General features: G+C 29.8%; 25 protein-coding genes. 4 read left to right on the top strand and 21 right to left on the bottom strand.

Going from position 1 to position 23973, the window contains the following annotated elements; genetic code table 11:
* Positions 1-38 precede the first annotated feature (38 nt).
* The 6 genes from IMX26_RS00215 to IMX26_RS00190 all read right to left on the bottom strand — a co-directional run bounded on the left by IMX26_RS00215 (position 39) and on the right by IMX26_RS00190 (position 5451).
* Positions 39-515, bottom strand: coding sequence for a GyrI-like domain-containing protein (locus IMX26_RS00215; protein ID WP_195159715.1), 477 nt, complete (start codon positions 513-515; stop codon positions 39-41).
* Between the two features lie 62 nt (positions 516-577).
* On the bottom strand, positions 578-1459 hold the full coding sequence (locus tag IMX26_RS00210; RefSeq protein WP_195159714.1) for a serine hydrolase domain-containing protein: 882 nt from the start codon (positions 1457-1459) through the stop codon (positions 578-580).
* Positions 1460-1583: 124 nt separating this feature from the next.
* The gene (locus tag IMX26_RS00205) at positions 1584-2918 is read right to left on the bottom strand and encodes a phosphotransferase (protein WP_195159713.1); all 1335 of its coding nucleotides are present in this window, start codon (positions 2916-2918) and stop codon (positions 1584-1586) included.
* Positions 2919-2974: 56 nt separating this feature from the next.
* Positions 2975-3883 carry a type II CAAX endopeptidase family protein gene (locus IMX26_RS00200; RefSeq protein WP_195159712.1) on the bottom strand — a complete coding sequence of 303 codons (909 nt, stop codon included), beginning with the start codon at positions 3881-3883 and terminating at the stop codon, positions 2975-2977.
* A gap of 67 nt (positions 3884-3950) precedes the next feature.
* On the bottom strand, positions 3951-5054 hold the full coding sequence (locus tag IMX26_RS00195; protein ID WP_243259377.1) for a DUF5808 domain-containing protein: 1104 nt from the start codon (positions 5052-5054) through the stop codon (positions 3951-3953).
* Between the two features lies 1 nt (position 5055).
* Complete coding sequence (locus IMX26_RS00190) at positions 5056-5451, bottom strand: GntR family transcriptional regulator (protein WP_195159710.1); 396 nt, start codon at positions 5449-5451, stop codon at positions 5056-5058.
* A gap of 193 nt (positions 5452-5644) precedes the next feature.
* Between IMX26_RS00190 and IMX26_RS00185 the strand changes: the two genes are divergently transcribed.
* Entirely contained in the window at positions 5645-6952 is a 1308-nt protein-coding gene (locus tag IMX26_RS00185) for a DUF3887 domain-containing protein (protein WP_195159709.1), read from the top strand.
* Between the two features lie 645 nt (positions 6953-7597).
* On the opposite strand, the gene IMX26_RS00180 is transcribed toward IMX26_RS00185, so the two are convergent.
* The 8 genes from IMX26_RS00180 to IMX26_RS00145 form a co-directional block, all read right to left on the bottom strand.
* Positions 7598-7945 carry an inorganic pyrophosphatase gene (locus IMX26_RS00180; RefSeq protein ID WP_195159708.1) on the bottom strand — a complete coding sequence of 116 codons (348 nt, stop codon included), beginning with the start codon at positions 7943-7945 and terminating at the stop codon, positions 7598-7600.
* A gap of 5 nt (positions 7946-7950) precedes the next feature.
* Complete coding sequence (locus IMX26_RS00175) at positions 7951-8511, bottom strand: DUF2812 domain-containing protein (protein WP_195159707.1); 561 nt, start codon at positions 8509-8511, stop codon at positions 7951-7953.
* Positions 8511-8834: a helix-turn-helix transcriptional regulator gene (locus IMX26_RS00170; RefSeq protein ID WP_195159706.1), complete on the bottom strand. Its 324-nt coding sequence runs from the start codon at positions 8832-8834 to the stop codon at positions 8511-8513. The genes IMX26_RS00175 and IMX26_RS00170 overlap by 1 nt, the downstream gene beginning before the upstream one ends.
* Positions 8835-9045: 211 nt before the next feature.
* Positions 9046-9678, bottom strand: a complete 633-nt coding sequence (locus IMX26_RS00165) for a peptidylprolyl isomerase (RefSeq protein WP_195159705.1) — start codon at positions 9676-9678, stop codon at positions 9046-9048.
* A 120-nt stretch (positions 9679-9798) separates the two neighbouring features.
* On the bottom strand, positions 9799-10656 hold the full coding sequence (locus tag IMX26_RS00160; RefSeq protein ID WP_195159704.1) for a hypothetical protein: 858 nt from the start codon (positions 10654-10656) through the stop codon (positions 9799-9801).
* 415 nt (positions 10657-11071) lie between these two features.
* The gene (locus IMX26_RS00155) at positions 11072-11908 is read right to left on the bottom strand and encodes a DegV family protein (protein ID WP_195159703.1); all 837 of its coding nucleotides are present in this window, start codon (positions 11906-11908) and stop codon (positions 11072-11074) included.
* Between the two features lie 88 nt (positions 11909-11996).
* Positions 11997-12569, bottom strand: coding sequence for a TetR/AcrR family transcriptional regulator (locus IMX26_RS00150; protein WP_195159702.1), 573 nt, complete (start codon positions 12567-12569; stop codon positions 11997-11999).
* A gap of 219 nt (positions 12570-12788) precedes the next feature.
* On the bottom strand, positions 12789-14186 hold the full coding sequence (locus IMX26_RS00145) for a TraB/GumN family protein (RefSeq protein WP_195159701.1): 1398 nt from the start codon (positions 14184-14186) through the stop codon (positions 12789-12791).
* Positions 14187-14350: 164 nt separating this feature from the next.
* Here IMX26_RS00145 and IMX26_RS00140 point away from each other — a divergent pair, with 164 nt between their 5' ends.
* Positions 14351-14761 (top strand): bacteriohemerythrin, encoded by a 411-nt coding sequence (locus IMX26_RS00140; protein WP_195159700.1) that lies wholly within the window; start codon positions 14351-14353, stop codon positions 14759-14761.
* Positions 14762-14856: 95 nt separating this feature from the next.
* Here the strand turns inward: IMX26_RS00140 and IMX26_RS00135 are convergent, their stop codons facing one another.
* The 5 genes from IMX26_RS00135 to IMX26_RS00115 all read right to left on the bottom strand — a co-directional run bounded on the left by IMX26_RS00135 (position 14857) and on the right by IMX26_RS00115 (position 20577).
* Positions 14857-15588 carry an HAD-IB family hydrolase gene (locus IMX26_RS00135; RefSeq protein WP_195159699.1) on the bottom strand — a complete coding sequence of 244 codons (732 nt, stop codon included), beginning with the start codon at positions 15586-15588 and terminating at the stop codon, positions 14857-14859.
* A gap of 183 nt (positions 15589-15771) precedes the next feature.
* Entirely contained in the window at positions 15772-15969 is a 198-nt protein-coding gene (locus tag IMX26_RS00130) for a cation transporter (protein WP_195159698.1), read from the bottom strand.
* Positions 15962-18430 (bottom strand): heavy metal translocating P-type ATPase, encoded by a 2469-nt coding sequence (locus IMX26_RS00125; RefSeq protein WP_195159697.1) that lies wholly within the window; start codon positions 18428-18430, stop codon positions 15962-15964. Before IMX26_RS00125 ends, IMX26_RS00130 begins: the two co-directional genes overlap by 8 nt.
* A gap of 35 nt (positions 18431-18465) precedes the next feature.
* Positions 18466-18933: a helix-turn-helix domain-containing protein gene (locus IMX26_RS00120; protein WP_195159696.1), complete on the bottom strand. Its 468-nt coding sequence runs from the start codon at positions 18931-18933 to the stop codon at positions 18466-18468.
* 429 nt (positions 18934-19362) lie between these two features.
* Positions 19363-20577: a YcaO-like family protein gene (locus IMX26_RS00115; protein WP_195159695.1), complete on the bottom strand. Its 1215-nt coding sequence runs from the start codon at positions 20575-20577 to the stop codon at positions 19363-19365.
* A 466-nt stretch (positions 20578-21043) separates the two neighbouring features.
* Between IMX26_RS00115 and IMX26_RS00110 the strand changes: the two genes are divergently transcribed.
* Both IMX26_RS00110 and IMX26_RS18025 read left to right on the top strand, forming a co-directional pair.
* Positions 21044-21655, top strand: coding sequence for an accessory gene regulator B family protein (locus IMX26_RS00110; protein ID WP_195159694.1), 612 nt, complete (start codon positions 21044-21046; stop codon positions 21653-21655).
* A 1-nt stretch (position 21656) separates the two neighbouring features.
* Positions 21657-21791, top strand: coding sequence for a hypothetical protein (locus IMX26_RS18025; RefSeq protein WP_279324876.1), 135 nt, complete (start codon positions 21657-21659; stop codon positions 21789-21791).
* Positions 21792-21874: 83 nt separating this feature from the next.
* Here the strand turns inward: IMX26_RS18025 and IMX26_RS00105 are convergent, their stop codons facing one another.
* Entirely contained in the window at positions 21875-23146 is a 1272-nt protein-coding gene (locus IMX26_RS00105) for a GHKL domain-containing protein (protein ID WP_195159693.1), read from the bottom strand.
* 27 nt (positions 23147-23173) lie between these two features.
* A complete protein-coding gene (locus tag IMX26_RS00100; protein WP_195159692.1) occupies positions 23174-23896 on the bottom strand; it encodes a LytTR family DNA-binding domain-containing protein in 723 nt (240 codons plus the stop codon).
* Positions 23897-23973 lie beyond the last annotated feature (77 nt).

Raw genomic sequence — 23973 nt, 5'->3', positions numbered from 1 at the left:
TATTATAGGTTAATTATCCTAATTATTCAACTAGGTAATTAGGGTTTCTCTATTGGGAAATAAAGCTCTAGTTTATCTTTTCCTAAATATGCAGGATAAAACTCATGAACTGCACCTACTAGTGTTAGGTTATTTTCTGGGAAATAATTATTTAAGATATTATTAAATACCTCTACACTTTTACTTATATCGCATTCAACAATTAAATATGTAAAAGAGGGTATAGTCCACTTAACCCATTTATCAGGTGCAATAGCATTTTCCTGTGCCTCGCAACCTACCATATAAAGACCCTGTTCTCCCCAGCGTTTGAATTCAGTATTGATATCACTCATAGCTCCCCAAATTTTATAATTACCCTGTTCATCTGTAAGTGCTAAATGTTTTATCTCATGAAAATTAGCAGTAGCATCTTTCCATAATTGAGGTATCCACTCTTTACTATTACTGGCATAACCCTTTCCTAACTTTCCTACTACAGTGAATGCATTTTTCTTTTCTGTTCTGATTTTCATTTTTTAGTCTCCCATTGCTTTATTAATTGCATAGGTATGGTACGTTGAATTTTAGATTTTATTTACAAATCTGCTGCTATTAATTCAATTAATTTAAGGTTCTCTGGATGTGGCCTATCTAGTTTAGAGGTTATTGTTATTACTAAGTTTTGATTTGGAATAACACACATATACTGACCGCCAAAACCAGAGGCGTAGTATGCCTTACTGCTATTTATTTTTGTAATCCACCACAAATACCCATAGTCTTTAAACTCGGGCATACCTCCTGCTGTTTTCGTTGTTGTAGCATCAACAAGAAAATTATTTGATACAACAGCAGTGTTACTATAAACTCCTTTATTCAAATACAATAATCCAAGCTTGGCAATGTCTCTAGTAGTTAGTTTAAGTGTTGCTCTAGCATTAAAGCCTCTATGCCATTCATAATTATAAATACTTAATAACTCAAACAAATATTTGTCTAAAAAATCATTAAACCTCATAGCACTTACTTTTTCGATGATAAAAGGTATTATATAAGGATCTGGTTTATAGGCAAATTTTTCTCCTGCCTTACTCTCTGTTGGTAAAGTAAATACAAATTCTATGTTATTTGCCTGCTCATCACTAATATTGTTAATGGGAGGTGGCCATTTAATTCCTGTGGTTTTACTTAAAACATGGGCAATCGTAATATCCTTCATTCTTTCGCTAACATCTGCTGTCACTTCTTCTTTAAATATATCTATAAGCTTTATATCTAGTGATTTTAGGTATCCCTTGTCTAGACAAATTCCTATTAAAGTAGTTAAAAAGCTTTTAAATATACAGGCTGTGTTATGCAAAGTATGTATATCTGTATTATTGAAATATTGTTCATAAATGTTTTTATTCTCTTTATACACTAAAATGCTTTTAATATGAGGATAATCTTCTTTAATTTTTGATGATAGATTAATCAATATAGTTCTCCTTTTTAATTATTTTTTACAACCTCAAAAGATTCAATTCTATTTAATCTTACTATTTGGTAGTATATACAGTATGGAAATTACCACAATTAGGATAAAAAAACAATACTAAATCTTAAATATTTGGAATTAATTTGTTTATAATTTGAGCTGTATTATCTATTAAAAATAATAACATTTTTATATTTTTCTCAGCTAAATGAGAATATTTATCATATTCACTTAAGTAAGCAATTACATTCAATTGAATTGAATACAAAACATATGGTATTGCTTTAATTTCAGCCTCTGTTAGAGGATTAAGTCTGTGATAACTATCTAAAGTTTGGTTAAAGATTCTTAACCATTTTTGATATAATTCTGGTTTATCTTCTGTTTCGGACAATATTCCTGTTGCACAATAACATACATCATAAAGTCTCGTGTTTTTTTCACTTATTTCAAAGTCCACAAAGCCACTAACTCTGTTATTATTAAATAAAATATTACTGGGATTAGGGTCTCGATGAATAACTTGTTTTGGCAAATTTTCATATAACTCACCAAACTCTTGTTGATATTTTTTATAAAAATAATTTGGTAGTTGATAGTTAAAACGTCTTAACATCTTATTTACAATAGGAATTGCCCACTCATTAATTATATTGTAAAGATGTTTATCTTTAACTTCTACTTCATCATTAATTTCAGCCATAACCAAATGTAGCTTCGCTATCGACTCACCATAACATTTTGCATAATGTAAAGAATCTTCACCGTATCTTTGTTCTTTAGTTAACCAGTTACCAGGTACTCTATTTGCTAAAAGATAATAAAACTCACCATCAACTAAAAAATCTTTGTCTTTACAGGTTTGCATAGGGATTGCAGCATTTAATTCTTTTTTGGCTAATGCCCTGCTTATAGAAATATGAGTTTTTAGACCACTAATATTTAACCCTTTTTTTAGTACATAGTTATCATTAATATACCATACATTATTAGCTATACTACCTGCTCCTGAATATTCATAGGGTGTTATACTTATAACATTAATGTTCCAGTTTTTAAGTATAGTTTTAAGCTCTTTATTACTATGCATTCTATTCACCTCTAAACTTAAATTTAGAACATGAGGCTGTTGTGCTAACTTGCTTTGTTTATACCTACTTGGAGAACAAGAAAACCACTTATAAAATGCTTTGTAAAAACCAGAATAGGTACTAAAACCATAGTTCAATACAAGGTTATTTAATCCTTTACCCAATAAATGTTCATAAGCAATATGTTTTAGTTTTCTGCTTACAATATAACTATTAATAGGCATAGCTAAGTACTGTTTAAAAAGCTTATACAAATGATCGATAGAGTAGCCACACAACTCAGCTATTTCATTGAGTTCTATTTCTGATTTAAGGTTTTGCTCAATATAGTTTAAGCAATTTTGTAGTGTTTTGATTATAGGTTTCACATAACCACCTCTGTTCTAAACTGAGTATAACAACCACAGTACCCTAAAACATTTCCTTAGTTGTTAAGTTTAAAAGCACGTTTATTATTTAAGTACACAATAATAGCTGTGGCTATAACTAAAACAAAAGTGCAAATTAAGCCACCTTCTAAACCAAAAGCTCCTCCTGTTAATAAATCATAACCTTTAACAGTCTTAAAATCTATAATACTTCCACCAACCGCTGTAATACCACTTACCTCAAAACCTACAATATTACCTTGTGCCCAGTTCCAAGCGGAATGTAGGGCACATATACCCCATAAACCGCCCTCCCATATTACATACACTGAGGCAAAAACTCCGTACAATATTAGGTTTATCATAGGTAGAACTGCTACATTACTATTACCTAAATGTAAAAATCCAAAAAAACCAGCAGAAACAATTATTGCTAATAGAACATTATGTTTGTATCCTATTCTTGGTAATAGCCAACCTCGTAACAGTACCTCCTCCGATGCACCTTGAACTAACCAGCCTATTAAAACTGCAAATACAGATGTAATTGTAGCACTACTAAGATTAGTAGTATTTATTTTCACTGCTCCCAAAAAGGCTAACAAAATAGTACATATAAGTATTAATACTGTACCTATAATGAAACCTCTAAGGTATTTATTTACTAAACCTTGAGAAGAAAAACCCATACTAGCTACAGAACGTTTTTCAATAATTTTTACCCAAACAAAGGTAACTAAAATTATAGAAAGAAACGGAATTATAAGTTGAAAAACTGTAAATTGAGTAATATAATTTACGCTACTTAACAATCTATAAAGAGCTTTGTAAATAAAGTTTGCTAAAAATTCTCCAGCTAATAACAAGCCAAAACACAAAAATACCAAAATAAATACATTAGGATTAAACGCCGATTTAGCATTTTTAAAAATGGTATTTTGTTTTGATAATATTTTTTTATTCATTATTATGTCCTCTCTGCTGTACATTCCATAATAAAGAGCTAAAAGTAACTCTTTTTGACTTAATATATTAATTATTTATAGAAAAATATATTGATAAAGCAATAAAAGCTATTATTACTGCCAATAGTAGCCAACTAATTTTATTAGCAAAGTTAACTGTATAACCAATGCCAGCACGTTTTTCAATAAATAAAGAGGGGTCATTTTTGTTGTAATATAACAAACCTGCTACCCAGTAATCATCATCTTTTTTTGTAGCAACCTCACCTTTAGTATCTTTGCCAACCTGTATTCTGTTACCGCTTTGTCCTGTTTTAAGAGACAGTATTATGGCGTATGTTAATATTATAATAGTAAACAGTAGTGGAACTATTGTCATTATTATTGGTTTAAACATGGCAAAAATAGCTATGTGTATGAAGCCAAACATAAGGTTTAAAAATAAGCCCATAACATATACAAATATGCTCCAACGATATTTATACAATACAGTTTGAATACCAGAAGTATTAATGTTGTCTGGGTCAATATCTACCCTTGCCTTATTATTAACTAAGAATACAGCAAACATTAATATTGATAAACCTATTTGTAAAGCAATAGTAGGGTAAAACATTTTAATAGACTTAACTGCATAGTTAGTAATGTTACCTGCAAAATCATAGTTAATGGGGATTTGATTTGGAGCAATAAGGTAAAATTTGTACGCTACATATGTTGTTGATAATATTATTATAGGATACAAAATAAACCATTTTAAACTAAGCCTTGTTTTTAATGCATTAACATTAAGATTAGCAACTGCAATATTTTTACTTTGAATATCCCAGTTTTTTTGCTTTTTAATAATTTTAGTTTTTCTCCAAGCACTAGTATAAATAATATAAAAATAAACTATATACAAAAACACCACAGTTAGTAAAGCAGTAGAGATTCTTTTAATTGGCAATATAAAAGCCGTAATAAAATATACAACAGATAAAATAGTGGTACCTAATAGTATTCTTTTTTTGTACTGCCTTAAAATATTACTTAATTCAGGCTCTTTTTTAGCATTATTAGGTACTGTAACACCAAAAAAAACATTTTTTCTTAATAAGCTAGGCATAATGTAGTTAATGATTGTTAACGGTATAACACCAATTAAATACATAACAATTATTGTCACCACTCTACTCAAAAATATCCCCACCTTTTATTGAACTAATGATATTCTTATAGACTTGCTCAAACTCTTTTAAGTTAATATCTCGAGCAATAACTTCGGCAATAATAGGTTTTAGTTGCTCTGATATATCCTTTAACTCTTTAGCGGTTGCTTTAAACTGCTCCTTATCATTTACTACAACATTTTTTCTACGATTAATTACTAAAAATTTAGCTATTTTTAGTTGGTTGTAAGCCTTGTTAACAGTGAGGGTATTAACCGATAATTGGGAAGCTAGTTGCCTCATGCTTGGGAGAGTATCACCAGGTTTAAGTTCACCCTTGGCTATAGCCTCAATAATACTGTTCTTAAGTTGCTGATATAAAGCCACCTCAGAATCTAAATTAAGCTCTATATACATTAAAACACCCCCTACCTCATAGCTAAATACCCAGTATAAGCTGCTGTTCTAAGTTTAATAGATATAGTAATACATCTTACAGCACAGCAAATTTCTGTGCTGTAACTACTTGTTAATGTTGACACTTATTGATGTTGTTGATATACTTCAAGTATAACAGATAGAACAACATAATTCAAGAGAGGTGTTATAAATGAAAAAGACTTTTATATTAGCTTTATTAGTTTTACTAGTAACTTTTAGTGGATGCATAAATAACAGTACCCCAGTTGATGATAACTTAAATACTGAGCAGTTAGCAAAAAGCTTTTTAGCTGATTTTGTTAATAAAAACTTTAATAAAATGGTCCAAAATTACCGTTTATCTGATACAGTTAAAAGTAAACTAACAGTAGACCTATTAAAGCAAATTCATGCCCAACTAATCTCTACTTATGGTGAGTTTAAAGAAATTATAGAGGTTAAAAGCGAACAGGAAAACAACTTACAAGTAATAAATCAGGTAAGTAAGTTTGGTAGTAAAAAGCTTAATATCATAATATCTTTTGACGGCTCTAAAGTTATTAATGGATTTTATTATACTAATGTAGATAATGCAACCGGTGATGGTTTAATTGAGATTGGAGAGAAGTATAAATTAAAAGGCAAACTTACTATTCCAAGTGGTGATGGACCTTTTCCGGTGCTTATAATTATGCATGGCTCGGGACCCACTGATATGAATTGCACTGTAGGAGAAAATGCTCCTTATAGAGATATTGCTAACGGGCTTCAAAAACAAGGAATTGCAGTATTAAGATTTAATAAACGCACCTTCACTTATGGTAAAGAGATTGCCAACAATAAAAATGCAACTGTTTATGATGAGTATATATATGACTCACAAGAGGCAGTTAAGTTTTTACAAAAACAAGATAAGATTGATGCTGAGAATATTTTTATAGTGACTCATAGCCAGAGTGGCTATCTGTTACCTAGAATTGCAGAAAATAACCCAGATGTTAAAGCATTTATAGCTTTAGCTGCTGCCGAGCAAAGAGCCGAAGATGCCATTGTAATACAAACCAAATACTTAATTAATTTAGATGGCATAGTAACTGAACAAGAAGAGCAAATTCTTGCACAACGTATAAAGGCTCAAAAAATAATTAAAGATATAAAAAATCAGCCTGCTGATATTAACGTATTAGGTGCTTTTAGAAGTTACTGGTTAGATCTAGCTGACTACGAACCTACAAAAGAAATAAAAAACATTACACGACCTGTGATGTTTTTACAGGGAGAAAGAGACTATCAGGTAGATATGAATTCATTTAAGGCTTGGCAAGAGGCAGTTAAAGGCTTAAGTAATTTTAGTTTTAAGTCCTATCCAAAGCTAAATCATTTATTTATGGCTGGAGAAGGTCCTGCTAACCCTCAAGAATATTACCTTAAAGGCACCGTTGATAGTGCAGTTATTAATGATATTGCTGAGTTTATTAAAAACTCTGGTATTAAGTAGGTTTTTTGAAGTTTAAATATAGTTTTAAAGTAACCAATCACATTTCAGTAAAATTTACCAAATAAGGAATAACCCCCAATGTCGTCGACTTAATATAAGAAATCATATTAGTCTGTTATTTAGTTTAGCTATCATATGAATTAGTAACTAAAATAAACCTATAAGTAACCTTCTTCGTGCCCTTGGTGCACTTAGTGTTAACAAATTTATAGTATATATTATAAAGCTTGATTTATAAACTACTGATTACAGTTTTTAGACTAAAGTAAAAGTTTTAAAATTATTCTTTCAGAATAAATGTAATTTAGTTTTTTACCACAAAGTGCACAAAGAATATGTTTTATGTAATAGAATGGAGTAAAATCATTACCTTAAAAAAATACTATATGAAAAAAGATGGTATTGCTTGTTGGTAATCCTTACGCCTCAGCACCTCCATCTAGAGTCATTCCATGTTTTAAAAGAGTCTCCTTAAAGATGTTTACAAATACTATAGTTAATCGCCTCAGCATTATAATTTAAGGTATTCAACTTTTTTTATTACTATATATAAGCACAGTTAAAATAAGCAAACAATGTTGAAAACACTACCTTGCTATTTATAGTGTTATCACAATAAAAAGACATATTATATATAACTAGCACTTAATCTCTCTTTATTAAAATACCCTTCATAAACTCAGTTTCATTATGGGTTTGGTAAACTAGTTCTTTCTCTTGCTGATTACAGCCTATGAGTATTTTAATTTCTGAGTCTCTTTTCATTAAATCTACTATACACATAATTGCATCGATCTCTTTGTTTTTGTTGCTACCCAAATAAATATCTATACCGCCACCATCCATGGAGTTAGTTCCCTTTAAATAACCATAATCAACTTTATAAACGAAATTTTTAAACCTAGGATGAACTGTACCTTTAGGTCTGTCGATAATTATTTTGCTTTCTTTAACTAGTTTATCAAGTGTTAGCCAAAACTCTTTGTTTATCATTTTTATTACTCCTTTAAATCGTTATCTTTGCTAGAATATTTTTTATATACATAAAATAAAGCTACTAAATGCAAAACAGCTACGGGATATACAATCCAATCCATGAATGAGAAATAAACTCTTAACGAATTATACTCTGGACTTTTTAATATAATTCTATAAGAATTTCTTAATACAATTATATATGAATACAAAGGAAAACCTGTTAATAGCAAAAAAAATCCTAGTCTTTTATACTTTGCTTTACGGGATTTATTGTTACTAAAAATACTTAAGTCTTGATTTACTTTTTTTTCTGTACAAAAGTAGTACCAACCTGTATTTTTACATCTTAAATCCCAACCAGCATCTTTAAAAATCTGGATATATTCTGCTTCTTGCTCTGGAGTATTAAAACTATTATAATCAAACTCATATATAAGCTCTTTTGATTCTTGTTTCTCGAATACATACTTACCAAACCTAGCTTTTGTTAGGATATAACCTTGTAATGCCATATCCTCTAGAAACTTTTTTTCTTTTTCCTCTTGCCAAGCTACAAAGAACTTTCTTACAATTTTTTCCATTATAAGTCCTCCATTTCTTTTAGACCATTCTTAATCATTTCTTGCAGTCTCTTAATTTCATAATTAATTAGCTGTTTTCCATTGGCAGTCATGGTATACAATTTACGTTTTCTACTTACACTCTCTTCTCCTACTAATTCTATTAAATCATTTTTAAGCAAGGTGCTTATAGCGCCATATAAAGTTCCGGCTGCTAATACAACTCTACCAGCACTCATTTCTTCTACCTTTTTGATAATTCCGTATCCATGTAGGGGTTTAGCTAATGCTAAAAGTACATAATATGAAGCCTCTGTTAATGGTGAAAACTTATTTATATCCATTGATTGTCCTCCAAGCATCTATCGTCACTCTATCAATCGCTTCGCTATCTATCGCTTCTCTATATATCGTATGTCTTTATATTAGTATAAGTTATAATTAAAGTCAAGAGTTTTTAAATATAAAGCAAAAATATAGTATTTTGTTACAAAAATAGCTGCCACATTAGTATGTTACTAATGCAACAGCCCCTTTTGTTTAAAGCAAAAAGTTTTAATTTTTTATAGTCTTTAACAATTTACCCATTGCAGCAATTTTAGCTTTAGTTTCTAATCCATACTCAACTGCGCTAGGCTCTAAATACGGCTGACCAAAGGTTTCTACTACTACCTTTTCTATAATTTGAGGGATTTTAGGAGTGTTAAAGTCAATTCCATTGTAAGTCAAGTTGTGTGTTGCTAGCTCGTTAATTCTCATTACTTCCTCTAGCCCCTCTATTACTTTGCCTATTGCAGCATAATTATCATCTAGGCTTTTTCTTTTTTGAGGTCTATCTTTTAGGTCACTAGTCATTATAAAAAATGACGTTTTATTTGAGCTCTTAGGTTCTATACCACCCATGCCAACTATACCTCTCCTAAATTTAGGTTGTTCTATAAGAAAATTATTTGCTTTAAACTCACCTTTAATTCTATAACTAGAATACATATTATAGTTATCATGTTCACTACATCCTGTTTGTAAAACAAAATCCTTTATTACTCTATAAAATTCACTACCGTTATATTGACCTGCTAAAGCTGTGGTAATAATACTACTCACCGTATTTGGGGCTACGTTGACATAAAGCTCTAATTTTATTTGTTTTCCATTATTCATATGTAGGGTTATTATTGGATTTTTCATTTTATCTCCTTGTTTTACTATAAGTTATACCACTAGCTATAGCTTATCATAATAAGCTTAGTTAAAGCTAAAAATAGCAAAAACCTGTATTCTGTTAAGAACACAGGTTTTATCTATTTTTTATAAATAATCTCTCATTAAAGTGTGATTTACTTTTACCGAATAAGAATACTTATCATTTTTCTCGGCTTTTCTCTTCTTTTTTATCTCATATAAGCTAAACTTTAACTCTGTTTCATAACAATCACTACAATGTATAAGCTCACATTCATAATACTCTTTTATTTCAGTATCAGTATATTTATCTACTATAGATTTTAGAGTTGTTATAGAATTAATATCAGCTACATAATTGGCTAACTCTGCAAAAAACTCATCACCATTTTGCTTAGGAATTTTAAATATAGCTTTTTTCTTTTTATATTTATTACAGTTATCACAATAAGGATTATTGTCTTTAATATAAGAAGCGGCTAAAAAGCTACCAATAATAACGCCTAATACATCTATGCCAGCAAAAATCCAACAAAAAATTGGGTTACTTACGTTTCCTAAAGATGTACGTCTGTAAGAAAAAGATATTGGTGTAGACTCAATGATATACTTTGTATATGTACCAAAAGTTAGTCGACCATATCCATCTACGGCATAATTACTTACATGATCACCTTCAAACGCCATAACTAAATTTCCTGTTTCATCTACATGTGCCATCGCATAAGAGCAGTAATAAATTCCTACTATACAAATAATAGCTAAAAGCAAAGCTACTCTCTTTCTACTTTTTGTAATCTTTATATTGGATTTTTTTAAACCAAAATAATACCCTATGCTACATAAATAACCTACAGCTAAAGCCCCTACTGGAATTATAAAAAACAGTGAGAAGTGAATAACTTGAAAGTTAGTTATATACTCAATTAATATTGGAACTATAATACTAAGAATTAAAGCTAACAAACCAAATATAATACTCATTAATATTGCCTCCCATTTAATTATGCTTGAACATTATATGGCACTTAGTAAATATTAGTCAATAACTTAGAGCAATGTTTATTAATTATAATATAATTATAGTAATATTAATTTATAATTAAGTTAAAATAATATCTCACAGTTGTAATTAGGAATAAATGTAAAACGGCTTATTCAACTAGCTTTATGTGTAGGTTCTTTCTATAAGTAGTTATATCAGCTGTTATTCGCTCAAGTATCTCTTCATAATTGTTGCTTTTTTTGTAAACCTCAAAGCACATAAAGAATATGTTTTGCAAAAATGCATTAAAATTTTCCCTATATACTATATAAAAATGTGTTTGTAAACTAAGGAAATAACAAAAAAGGCGCATTATTAACATTTGTTAATATACGCCCACTATATATGTTAAGTTTATTCTTCTCTAACTATTGCAACATGTAATACTCCTGGTCCAGCATGACAACCTATGGTAGCACCAATATTTGAGATTATAAAGTCATGTTTTTCACTAAGCTCTTTATCAAAATATTGTTTTAGCTTCATAGCTTTTTCAATGTCATTGCCATGGCCAATACAGATTCTTTTAACAGGGCTTTCATTTACAAAGTCTTTATAAAACCTAAAAGCACCTTTGTAACTACGAGTTTTTTTAATTGCAACTGTTAAACCATCTTCTACTGACAAAATCGGTATAATATTAAGTAACTTACCTATAACCATACTGCTCTTTTTAATGCGTCCACCTTTTTGGAGATACTCTAAAGAATCTACCGTAAACCGCTGGTCTATTCTACTTTTAATTGACTCTACTTTAGCTAAAATTTCATTAACAGTTTTACCTTCTTTGATTAAATCAGCAATTTCTAATACTAACAGACCCGTTCCCATTGATAAAACATACGAATCTACTACATGAATTCTGTCACTACCAACTTCATTTTTTGCTAACACAGCAGACTGATAGGTACCACTAGCATTTGAGCTAATTGTAACACAAATTATTTCATCATACTCTTTTAAATCTTTTTCAAAAGCACTAACAAATTGCTGTGGGCTTACTTGGCTAGTTTTTGGCATTGTTTTTAAGCTATCTAGCTTTTCAAAAAATTCTTCTGGTGTTATATCAATACAATCAAAAAACTCCTCATCATCCATATGGACAGTTAATGGAATTAAGCCAATATTATAGCTTTGTAACAACTCCTTAGGTAAATCTGCTGAACTATCTGTAATTAATTTAATACTCATAGTTAAACCTCTTAAATGAATTTGCACATTTATGTGCTTGTAATAGATTTGCCAAACGTACTAACATAAACGAATCATTCTAACAATATTATTTAAAAATCTCATTCATAACATCTAAGGAATTTATATTGCTATTTCCATCAGCAGTACTCACTGATGTTTTCATCATTATGCCAAACATAACATTGGCGACAACATTTGCTAAAGTTGCTTTAGGGTATTTGTTGTAGTTTTCATTTAAACTTTTTTTGCTAAATAAATGCTCTTCTATTAATGTATTAAATCGTGCAAATAAATCATTAAATATTTTTTTAAATGAATCAGACCATAATGACATACTCACTAAATCACATAAAAGTTTAAAAGAAAGCTTATCCTCTTGGGACACTTTTTTAAGATAATTTGATAATAATTCTATTTTGTTTTCTACCATTTTCCCTAAATTTAAGTAATTTTTAAATCCCTCTAAAAAGCTATCTACAAAATTTTTTATTATTTCGCTAAATATCACTTCTTTATTACCAAAGTAATAATTGAGTTGACTTAAAACTACACCTGCTTCATCTGCAATATCACGTAAGGAAACATTAGCATAACCATTTTTAGCTATACACTTTGAGGCAGCACTAAGTATTTGTTCTCTTTTATCATTCTTTTTCATCTTACTAAAGCCCCTTTTTTCGGACAACTGTCCTACAGTTATCTTAAGATACTTATTTCCACAAGTCAAGCCTTTAGTAAATTTATCTAAATAGTTTTAAGAAATATAGTTTAAGTCACCTAGTTCAATATATATAATCAATCTACTGAAGCTTACCATAAGTTAATTAAGAATAGGGTTGTAGCTTTTTGCTACAACCCTACTTACTAAGCTCTTAACTTATGATAAAGCCTTAACTTCATAACCCTTTTCAATTAGTCTATCAATAACCGAATTATCAACTGTTAAGTGACCTGCTCCAACTACAACAAAGTAGGTAGTTGAACCTTCGCCCTCTAACATTTTTTCAATTTTATTCGCCATACCCTCATCTCTTTTACCAAAGAGCATGTTAGTGATTTCATTTTCATCTGATTCTACAGAACCTCTATATGACTGCTTAAAGCTTTCAATATCGCCTTTTTTCCATAAGTCCAACCAAATGTGAACTGCATTTTTTTCGGTAGTATCTTCGGAGATATCTTCACCTTTATTATTGATATTTTCTACTGCTTGGGTAAGGTATTCTTCTTGAGTTTCTGCTGATAATCCATTAAACAACTCTGCCTGAAAAACAATACCCTCTAGTTCAACAATTGGCTTTTGAGTTAATAATGCTTTAGATAAAAAGTACATATCTATTCCAGCATTAGCAACCTCAGAAGCTTCTTCAACATTTTTTGATTTTGTAGAAGCTAATACAGTTAAATCATTAGCTATACTCCAAGGTTTAAAGCCAACCATTGTTTCAGTTGGTAAACCTAGCTCTGTAAATAATTTAGTACATTTATTGAATAACTCTTCACTTATATGATCTTTAAGTGTTGTGCCATCTTGATACATTGCTCTTTGAATAAACTCCCCTAACATAGCCTGCTGGTTTAAAATATTAGCCTCTACTACTAGTTGGTCTGAACTTTCAAAGGCCTCAATTACAGATTTACGCATAGGATATATAGCAGAAGATCCTAAGTGAATAGAACCCAACATATATACAGTATTATTGTTTTTGCTTGCTTTCCATAAAAAACCTTTAGCACCTGCATTTAATACCTCATATGTATCATGAATTAGTCTGGTAGCTAATATAACTGCTTCCTCAGTTTTACAAGCCCTATCTAGCATTAGGTCTGTACCTGATCCTTTAACAATACCTCTTTCAACTAAGTATTGCATAGCAGTAAGCTCATTAAGTTTTAAGTCACTTGGCAACTTATATTTTGCTAAACAGTTATAGAGTAACATTAATACATCCTGTCTTGTATTTCCTGTTGTGACTATGGGTTGAAAACTATTGTTAACTTCTAAATTTAATGAGGCAAATTTTTCTGCAGTTTTTGTTACTAACTCAGACAATTTTTCAGTACTTATCTCACCTCTAAAATTATCGTAATACCATGTTAATGGGTAAATACCAAGCCGCTCACCCTCATTTAACGTACCTCTAGCCCAATTGCTTATGTCAGGAACTGGTTGAGCTACGGGTGCCTCTGCCAAGCTTGGAACAATAGTAATTAAAATTGTTAATACTATTAACATACTACTAATTACTTTTTTCCACATCTTATTTTTCAACATCTTTTAGAACCTCTTCTTTCTTTTATTCCTAAACATATAACAGTATAATTATACTTACCCATCTTAATTTATCTTCAAACAACTTTATAATCTTTCCTTTATTTAACATAAAATGTGTGATAAACTCATTGTAATATTATAAATATTAAACATGGAGGTTAATTATGTTTGAGTGGAAGAATGAGTATTCTGTTGGTGTAGATGTTATTGATCAACAGCATCAAAAGTTATTTGAAATAGGTAGAAAAATACATAAACTTTTAGTTACTTACAGTGGTCAAGATAGTTTTAACACAATTTCTAATTTAATAGGTGAACTATCTAACTATACTGCATATCATTTTCAAACTGAGGAAGAGCTCTTTAATAAATATAATTATCCTGATACTGAATCACATATAAAAGAACATCAATATTTCATTGATTATTTAAACTCACTAAACCTTGGTGTTATTGATGATAATCAAAAGGATGCCATAATGGACTTGTTAAAATTTATTTCTAAATGGATCTTTAGGCATATTAATTCTACAGATTTTCAGTACAGAGATTTTTTTAAGGAAGTACTTAACTAATAGTTTTATAATATGTAAAGAGGCTATCTTAAATTGATATGCCCTTTACATATTCTTTAATATTTCATGTAAACAATACAATATTTGTACCATTTTTAATATTCTATTTCTATATCATTGGGGGTTAACTTGTAAATCATATCCTTACGTTCTACTACAATTTTTGTTTTATTTAAAACATTTTTATTGTTTTTTATTTTAATCATTAACTCTCGTGTAGGGTTGATTGCTGTTGGATAAGCTACCGCACTAAACATACTAAAATCACCAGCAGTGTCACCATATGCATATGATTGCGCTAGGTTTAGATTATATTTGTTTACAAAAAAATCTATAGACACCCTTTTATGAACACTATCCCACATAGGTTTTACTTTTCCAGTATAGATATCATTTTTATCTACTAAATATTCTGTACCAATAAAATCATGAACATGATGTTTTTGAGCCATCTCTTCAACTAACTCTGCAGGAGATCCTGAAATAACTATAACTCTATGACCCTCATTTAGGTGAAATTTAATTCTGTCTCTGGTATAGGTATATACCCTATCTCCTTTTTGCTCAACAACTTTCTTAGCTATAAACTTTATTTGAGTTTTATGTAGACCAGCAATGGCATCTGTATATATCTCAGCTATTTTTAGTAAATAATCATCGTAGTTACCTGTTCTACGATCCCAACTCAAGTATTTTTCTCTAACCTCATTATACCATCGCTCTATATCAATAATATCTGACTTAATCATCTTTTTAAATATCTCTGTTATCAGGCCCTCTCTATAAAGGGTACCGTCTATATCAAAAAATGCGGCTATATTCGTCATATACTCACCTTACTTTCTAGAAGTTTTAATTGCTATTGTACTATATTATACTATTTTCTGAAAGTATTATTGGTTAATAAATACTAAGATAATATGCCTACAACTAAAATAAAACAGCTAATATATATATAATAAGAGCTTACCTAAATGATTTTTCGCTTAAGTAAGCTCCTAAATGCATTATTATAAAACCAAACTAAAACCAATGTCGTCTAAAGCTTCTTTTATTGTTTTGAGGTCAACATTATTCAATTCTACCTCAGCACAATTCTCCTGGGCATTCACATTTAACACTTTTACTCCTAATTCTGCTAAAGCTTTTTTTACTCTTGCTTCACAATGGCTACAACTCATACCCTTAATATTCAATACGTTATGCATTATTTTTCTCCTTTTTAGGTTTAAAATTTCTAAGTCTTAAAGCATTTGTAACTACAGATACTGAACTTAATGACATTGCTGCAGCACCAAACATAGGATTTAATAGTAATCCAAACGAGTGAAATAAACCTGTTGCCAAGGGAATTCCTGCAGAGTTATAAGCAAACGCCCAAAAAAGGTTTTGTTTTATATTTTTGATAGTTGCTTTGCTAAGCTCAATAGCAGTAGACACATCATTTAAATCACTTCTCATTAACACTATATCAGCTGAATCCATTGCAATATCTGTACCAGAACCAATAGCAATACCTACATCAGCCTGTGCTAGTGCTGGAGCATCATTAATACCATCACCGACCATAGCTACTTTATAACCCTGTTTTTGTAAAGCTAACACTTCTTTTGACTTATCTTCTGGCAACACCTCTGCCAAAACAATATCTATAGAGACTTGTTTTGCTATCGCTTCTGCTGTAGCTTTGTGGTCACCAGTTATCATAGCAACCTTAATGCCTAAATTGTGTAATGACTTAATAGCCTCTTTACTGGTAGTTTTAATTACATCAGCTACTGCTATTAAACCAGCATATTTATCATTTAAAGCAACAAACATTGGGGTTTTACCTTCACTTGCTATTGTTTGATGAATGTTGTTACTGTTTATATTTATGCTCTTTAAATTCATCATTTTGGCATTACCAATACTAAGTTCTACACCATTCTTTAGGGTAGCAGTTATTCCATGACCTGGAATACTTTCAAAGCTTTTAACAGTTATAAAACCTAGGTCTTTTTCTTCACATTTTTTTATTATTGCCTCTCCTAAAGGATGTTCAGAACCTCTTTCTGCAGAGGCGGCATATTTTAATAAATCATCGGCACTAATATCATCTGTAGGTAATATATCTGTAACAATAGGTTTACCCATTGTTATTGTTCCTGTTTTATCAAAAACTATAGCATTTATTTTATGAGCAGTTTCTAATGCCTCTCCACTCTTTATTAAAATACCATTATCTGCTCCCTTTCCGGTAGCGACCATAATTGCGGTAGGAGTGGCTAAACCTAAGGCACATGGGCACGCTATTACTAATACAGAAATAAATATTCTAAGTGAAAAATTAAGATTTCCTGTACTTACAAACCATACTATTCCTGATATTAAAGCGATTGTTATTACCACAGGAACAAAGTAACCAGATATTATATCTGCTAATTTTGCGATAGGGGCTTTAGTACCTTGGGCATTTTCAACTAATGTTATTATTTTAGATAAAGCAGTATCATTGCCGGTTTTTAAGGTTTTAACTTTAAGTAAACCATTTTTATTAATACTAGCACCCACTACCTGTGAGCCTATAGTCTTTTCAACTGGCAAACTTTCGCCAGTTAACATAGACTCATCTACTGAACTGTAACCGTCAATAACCTCACCATCAACTGGAATGTTTTCTCCTGGCTTTATCAAAACAATATCACCAGTTTCAACCTCTTCTATTGGGATAACTAGTTCATCATTACCATGTAGAACCGTTGCCTGTTTTGGTTGCATATTTATAAGCTTTTTAATAGCCTCTGTTGTTTTGCCTTTAGAACGATGTTCAAGAGATTTACCCAACATAATTAAAGCGATAATTACTCCTGCTGTTTCAAAATAGAGCTCCATTACATAACTAGTATCACCATTTACAATCATATATGTGGCATATATTCCATAAATTATAGCAGCACTTGTACCAACAGCTACTAAAGAATCCATGTTAGGGTGACCACTAAATAGGGTTTTAAAACCAACTGTATAAAACTTATTGCCTGCTATTAAAATAGGTATCAATAGTATTATTTGAGCAAAGGCAAAATTAATAGGTGCGTAATGAGGGTTAATAATTTTAGGTACGGGTAATCCCACCATGTGGGCCATAGCTACATATAAAAGTGGAATGCCAAATCCTACTGCAACTTTAAACTTAAACCACATTAAACGATTCTCTTTTTGCTGTTTATCTTCTGTTGGTAAGGCATTTTGTTTTTCTATACTTAATGGCTGATAGCCAGCCTTTTTTATAGCTTGCTTAATTTCCGATAAACGAATAACTTGGCTATTATACTTAATATGAGCTTTATTAGTAACGGCATTTACATTAGCCTCAATAACCCCGTTGAGTTTTTTCACGGTTCTCTCTACAGCCTGAGAACACGCTGAACAAGTCATTCCCTTAACTGGTATAACTACACTTTTCTCAGTAATAATTAATTTAGGGCTATAACCTGCTTTTTCAATCTTACTAAAGATTTGCTCTTTGGTAACTATTTCATCATTGTATTTTATAAATAACTTATTGGTTGTTAAGTTTACTGAGGAGCTCTCAACACCCTGCATTTTTTTGGTAATTCTTTCTACAGCTGCAGAGCAAGCTGAACAAGACATACCCTCAACAAGATAGTATTTCTCTACTAACATATTTTCACCTCATTTTTATGCAAATTTATTATTAATTACTCAAATTTTTTTAAGGCCTCCACTACTGCAGAAATAAAGGTTGGGCTGCCCCAAAAAATAAACCTTGCTTTGTTTTCTATATGATCAAACACATAGTTAAAACGACACTTACCCTGATCATTTTCAAAATCTGTTACAATATCCATTACTATAGTAGCAAGAGGTTTAACTTCTTTACTACTCTCAACATAGTAATCAACTATAGAACAAACCTGCAATTTTTCATCTGAATCAAAGTAATTACTATCCATGAATACACAAAAATCATCATGACTAACTTCATTTTTGGAGTTAGATTTTTCACAACTATTTAAATAGTGGTCTATAGCATAGTTATACACTCGCCATTGACCAGCAATTTTTTGAGCCTCTAATTTCCCAGCATAAATGTATCTACGTACAGTTTTAGGATGTACACCAATTTTTTCGGCTGCTTCTTCAACTGAGTAATAGTCTTTTTCCATACTTACCTCCTTAATACAGCTTCATATTACTACTAATAAATGGACATGTCAAGACAATGATGGACAATTTGTACAATTAAACTGTCCATCAAAATGCAATTGACTTACTTTTATAAGCTTGTTAGTTAAAAAAAGGGTCACCTAAATTAGGCAACCCTATACATCTCAAATTAAACTTACTCTATAATTATTTTAATTTTTTATATATGTTGTAATTGTAACAACAGCAAATGCAGTATGTTTATTTGAGGTAAAGCATCTGTTAAATCAATACTCTTAAATCTGCACAGCATAAGGGAACACTTAAATAAAATTGGCAGAATATGAGATTGTGTTATTTTCATTTCTCTTTGGTAATATATAATAGGTAATTACATAGCAGTTTAATTTGAATACTAGCAAAGTAAAATATATAATTCTTATCTTTATTTAAAATATTGAATAATTATAATTATTAATTCGTGAATCAAACTGTTGTAATCTAGGGTGATTTACATAACTGCCATCAAACATCGGCATTTTTAATAATTCTGGTACTAAAACTCTTACTACATACTTATTTTGAGCTCTAAATTTAGGTTGCATAACATTCATAAATATTGCATAATTACTTATTTTTTGCAATTCATTTATTAAATACGTAACATTCTTTTGATTGCTTTGCTGATGATAAGTTTTAATCTCAGAAAAATTAATGTCTCCTTCTATTAACTCAGAAACTGACTTATCTTTTAAAACTATATCATGGGGCATTACCCAGTATAGTGAGTTTTTATAAAACTCACTTATTTTATTAGAACTAATCATAGTGTTTTTTAAGATACTTTTAGCTCTTGATATAGAGTTTATAATACCGTATAACAGAGCCTCTAATGGATCTAAATCAGACTGAATAGGCATTAACATATAAGGAGATAATTGATTTTTTCTTTTTAAGATAACTGCAAAAGTTGGCACCTTAAGATCTGGCTGCGTTATATATAGCGGTGTTATCTCAAAATCGCATTCGTCACCAAGGAGTTTGTGCTCTTGAAGTAGGTTCAACACGCTGTTATTAAATATAATTTTTTTATACTTTTGTTTTGTCAACATAGTTAACATAAAGGCATCTACACTAATGTTATCCAGGATAGCTTTTTCCATTGCTTTAAAATATGAACTATGAGATGCAATACCTGTGCCAAGTGGAGATATGTTACTTTGCTCATCATCATTATTATTATGGCTACAGTCTGTAAATAGCATTTGTATAGGTACGTATATTTTTTCACCAGTATTTACTAGTGAGAGGCATTTTGTCCATGGTAATACATTATAATCTGTAATTTGATTATTTCCTATCTCACTTGTATTAATTGAATTAATGTAATCAAGAGGCATAACCTTACCCAAGTTTTTAATTTCATTATATGATTTGTAAACTACATTACAGGTAGCCAAAATCAAGTTAGTAAAAGAGTATTGTGTAAACTCATTGTTTGGTTTACACCTCTTTGCTGAATTTTGAGTTATATTACTAGTACTCTTAAAAACAGACTTTTTGTGATAATTGACTAATGGATAACTACCTAGGTTAGCATAATCTGCAGTTGCTTGAGTAGATTGAGTGGCTATATTATTAAAACTTGGATACAATTTAATCACAGATATCACCCTCTCAATTTTAAATACAAATAAAACATACACATAACTAATTTAGAAAGTCAATAAAATAGCTCAAAAACACTCTAAAAAATCTTAATTCTATAAATACGATTTCGTAAATTTTTAAGATTTTATAGTAAATTATTAAATTAATTAAGTTATTATATATAGTTTTATTATAAAATTTTTATAATATTGTTCAATAAAATTGGTTCTAAATAGCTATAAAAGGTTATAAATAGACGAACTTTGTTAGGATATGCTGTTTTATGTACGAAATTTGCATTTTTATGTCATAACAATAGTTAGTTGTAATTTTGTTTGCTATACTGACAGTACAAACAAAAAAAACACTTAAGCTTATTTTTCTAAAGTGTTTATTACAAAATATAATATTTGTTTATTATTTTAATAAAATTAATAATGACCTCCATATGAAATGTAAGATATAATTATTATAATATGTGTGTATGAGCTCACAAAACCTCATATTAGAGGAGGAATAAAAATTAAATTTATTAAAAATGTTTCTGATGATTTAGCCAATTACCTTAGTATTAATACAAAATTAGACAATACCATGTACCGTGAACAAATTTCCTATGCTTTGCAGGCTATCATTGGGGAGGCATTGAGATTAGGCATACTTTTGATTCTCTTTGCATCCTTTGGAAAACTCCATTACTTTGTCTTCTCCTTTGTGTTGCTTGCATCTCTAAGGGTGTTCGCTGGCGGTTATCATGCAGATAGTTTTTTGAAATGTCTGTTATTTTCAACAACATTCTTCACTATTGCAATATTCGGCACTCAATTATTTGAAAAAACTATTGTTAATAACTCATTTATATTACTACTGATAAGTACATTACTAATTGGTTATAAGGCGCCTATAACCAGCAAATTTAGACCCATCAAGAGTAAAAAGCGCTATATAATGCTTAAGATTTTAGCAGTAGTAACCACTTTGTTATGGATATTAGCTTTAATGATATGGATAAAAGACAGTATTTATGTGAGTGTTGGTGTTTTAACTATCTTTTTAGAGTCGGTTCAATTATTTTTAAAAAGGAGGGTTTAAAGTGAAATTTATGAGAAAACATTGCCCTAGATATTTATTTGGCATAACTTTAGTTGCTCTTTCTCAAATCTTGGCTTATAGTTCATCATGGTTGTTATTCAACGAAGTTGAGCCTCCAAAAAGTTTATTGAAGTAATATACAAAATTGATTTACTTACTTACATGCACTTATACTTTTGCCAAAAGAGAGCTTTTTATGGCTCTCTTTTGGTATTTAAATTAGTATGGAATTTTTACTTTAAAAGTAGTTATGCCTTCTTCTACAGTAATTTCAATATTTCCTTTTTTATCATCAATAATTTGTTTCACATTATATAGACCATAGCCGCTTCCCCTATTTTTGGTTGAGAAGCCACGCTTAAATAGCTTATCTATTTCTTTCATTTTAAGAGCTGTGCCATTATTTTTAACTACCATTATAAACATGTTTGGCTCTTCTGTTTTACATAATTCAAGTCTAACAATTCTCTTAGTAGTTTCACTTTTTACTATTGCCTCAAATGCATTGTTTAATAAATTCGCTAATATTTCAGTCAGTTCAAAGTCTTCTATAGGTAACTCATCTACATCACCTATTCGATATGTAAAGTCAATATGGTGTTTTTCAGCATCTACCACTTTGCTATATATAATTGCATTTAAAATATTATTAGAGCTACGAACAATGTTAACATCTTCAAATGAGTAATTTACTGACTCAATATAAGACCTTAACTCTTGTTTAACGTTTTTTTCATTTGTTATTTCAGCTATACCATATATAACATTTAGGTGGTTTTTGTATTCGTGCTGTCGGGAGCGCATATCTTCTACAATATTAGTTAATACAGGGTAGTATTGATTATAATATTGCTCCATAGTTGTTTTTTCATAAGTTAATACATCGTTTCGATATACAAAAATATTGAGTACATATACTAAAACAAATACTAAAAATATAAATACCTTATTATTAATAATAAATTGAGGTGAAAAATCCCAAATTAATTTTACTATAAAACAATAAACTAAAGTATTAACTAACCAAATATTTTTAAACTGAAAGTTAATTTTGCTGATAGAACTATTAATTGAAGAAATAAACTTTTTAAAAACAGGCGTAATTAACAAAATTACTACAATGAACAATAACAATCCAGCTAGCTCAACTAACTTATACTCTTTTAAATACTCAAAGTTATCTATAACTGGAGAAAAAGTAATTAGTAATAAAAACTCAATAAATACAACTAACGCATATGAGATAATTAACTTTAGGATAACGTCAAAGGTATTTTTATTATAAACTAAGCTAATAAACATAATTAAAAATCCATGATTAATAAACAAAGCAGTTACAGGATATAAATCTATTGTAAAGTAAAATAAAATACATCCTACTAAAATTATAGCAAGATTTTTGATTAATCTATTTTTTGTTGGTTGCTCGAACTCAGACCATATAAGTACTAAGCTACTTAACTCAAGCCAACCAGCTAATAATCCAGGCACATACATCTCCCCTTTAACCATAAAGTATTAATTTATCTTCAACATAAGGTCATCTTTATACGTTGTTGCTAACAGCGCTTTTTTATCGTAGCCCCAAAAATCAATTTCCCAGCATCCACGAGAAACTTTTTCTATTTTTTTTATATGGTTTGTATTTACAGCAAATGATTTATGTGTTTTTACAATATAATTAACTTCAATCATTTCAAGTATTCTTTTAAGTGGCATTCTACTAAACACATATACTTCAGATTTTGTATGTACAGTACATGTTCTCAATTGTACTTCAATAAAATAAATATCTTCTAAACAAACCTTAAAAGTTACACCTTTAAGTTCAAATACTACATACTCTTTGATTTTGTCATCAACACTACTGCTATTGTGTTCAAGTAGTAATTTTATGGTCTCTGCTACTTTTTTTTTGCTATATGGTTTTAGTATATAATCGTAACAATGTATTTCTTTAAAAGCCTGTAACATAAAATCTACATGCGTAGTTAAAAAAATTATCCATGTTAACTTATACTGCGAAATCTTTCGTACCTCTTTAGCAAAATCTAAACCATTAGAGTCTTTAAGCTTTATGTCCACAAACATTAGATTAATTGAAACCTTTTTGGCAATTTCAAGTGCATCATCTTTATTATCTGCAGCATATATTTTACAATCATCAACTATGCTCTTGATAATTCGTGCTAAATTATTACGTTGCTGTTTATCATCTTCCACTATCAAAAAACTAACCACTAATATCACCCCAAATTAAACAAAAAAAGTTGATAAAAAATTGAAATTAAAGCTCTTGAAAGAAACCAGTTAACAGT

The organism is Clostridium sp. 'deep sea' (assembly GCF_014931565.1).
GTDB lineage: Bacteria > Bacillota > UBA994 > PWPR01 > PWPR01.
This window is presented reverse-complemented; position numbering and strand designations above follow the sequence as displayed.

What these genes read in the sequence shown, in the direction of transcription:
- IMX26_RS00200 (WP_195159712.1), bottom strand. Translation starts at nt 3,883, where the DNA reads ATGAATAAAAAAATATTATCAAAACAAAATACCATTTTTAAAAATGCT.
- IMX26_RS00135 (WP_195159699.1), bottom strand. Translation starts at nt 15,588, where the DNA reads ATGACGAATATAGCCGCATTTTTTGATATAGACGGTACCCTTTATAGA.
- IMX26_RS00190 (WP_195159710.1), bottom strand. Translation starts at nt 5,451, where the DNA reads ATGTATATAGAGCTTAATTTAGATTCTGAGGTGGCTTTATATCAGCAA.
- IMX26_RS00215 (WP_195159715.1), bottom strand. Translation starts at nt 515, where the DNA reads ATGAAAATCAGAACAGAAAAGAAAAATGCATTCACTGTAGTAGGAAAG.
- IMX26_RS00125 (WP_195159697.1), bottom strand. Translation starts at nt 18,430, where the DNA reads ATGTTAGTAGAGAAATACTATCTTGTTGAGGGTATGTCTTGTTCAGCT.
- IMX26_RS00160 (WP_195159704.1), bottom strand. Translation starts at nt 10,656, where the DNA reads ATGAGTATTATATTTGGTTTGTTAGCTTTAATTCTTAGTATTATAGTT.
- IMX26_RS00175 (WP_195159707.1), bottom strand. Translation starts at nt 8,511, where the DNA reads ATGGAAAAAATTGTAAGAAAGTTCTTTGTAGCTTGGCAAGAGGAAAAA.
- IMX26_RS00185 (WP_195159709.1), top strand. Translation starts at nt 5,645, where the DNA reads ATGAAAAAGACTTTTATATTAGCTTTATTAGTTTTACTAGTAACTTTT.
- IMX26_RS00130 (WP_195159698.1), bottom strand. Translation starts at nt 15,969, where the DNA reads ATGCATAACGTATTGAATATTAAGGGTATGAGTTGTAGCCATTGTGAA.
- IMX26_RS00145 (WP_195159701.1), bottom strand. Translation starts at nt 14,186, where the DNA reads ATGTTGAAAAATAAGATGTGGAAAAAAGTAATTAGTAGTATGTTAATA.
- IMX26_RS00120 (WP_195159696.1), bottom strand. Translation starts at nt 18,933, where the DNA reads ATGGAAAAAGACTATTACTCAGTTGAAGAAGCAGCCGAAAAAATTGGT.
- IMX26_RS00165 (WP_195159705.1), bottom strand. Translation starts at nt 9,678, where the DNA reads ATGAAAAATCCAATAATAACCCTACATATGAATAATGGAAAACAAATA.
- IMX26_RS00140 (WP_195159700.1), top strand. Translation starts at nt 14,351, where the DNA reads ATGTTTGAGTGGAAGAATGAGTATTCTGTTGGTGTAGATGTTATTGAT.
- IMX26_RS00180 (WP_195159708.1), bottom strand. Translation starts at nt 7,945, where the DNA reads ATGATAAACAAAGAGTTTTGGCTAACACTTGATAAACTAGTTAAAGAA.
- IMX26_RS00170 (WP_195159706.1), bottom strand. Translation starts at nt 8,834, where the DNA reads ATGGATATAAATAAGTTTTCACCATTAACAGAGGCTTCATATTATGTA.
- IMX26_RS00155 (WP_195159703.1), bottom strand. Translation starts at nt 11,908, where the DNA reads ATGAGTATTAAATTAATTACAGATAGTTCAGCAGATTTACCTAAGGAG.
- IMX26_RS00150 (WP_195159702.1), bottom strand. Translation starts at nt 12,569, where the DNA reads ATGAAAAAGAATGATAAAAGAGAACAAATACTTAGTGCTGCCTCAAAG.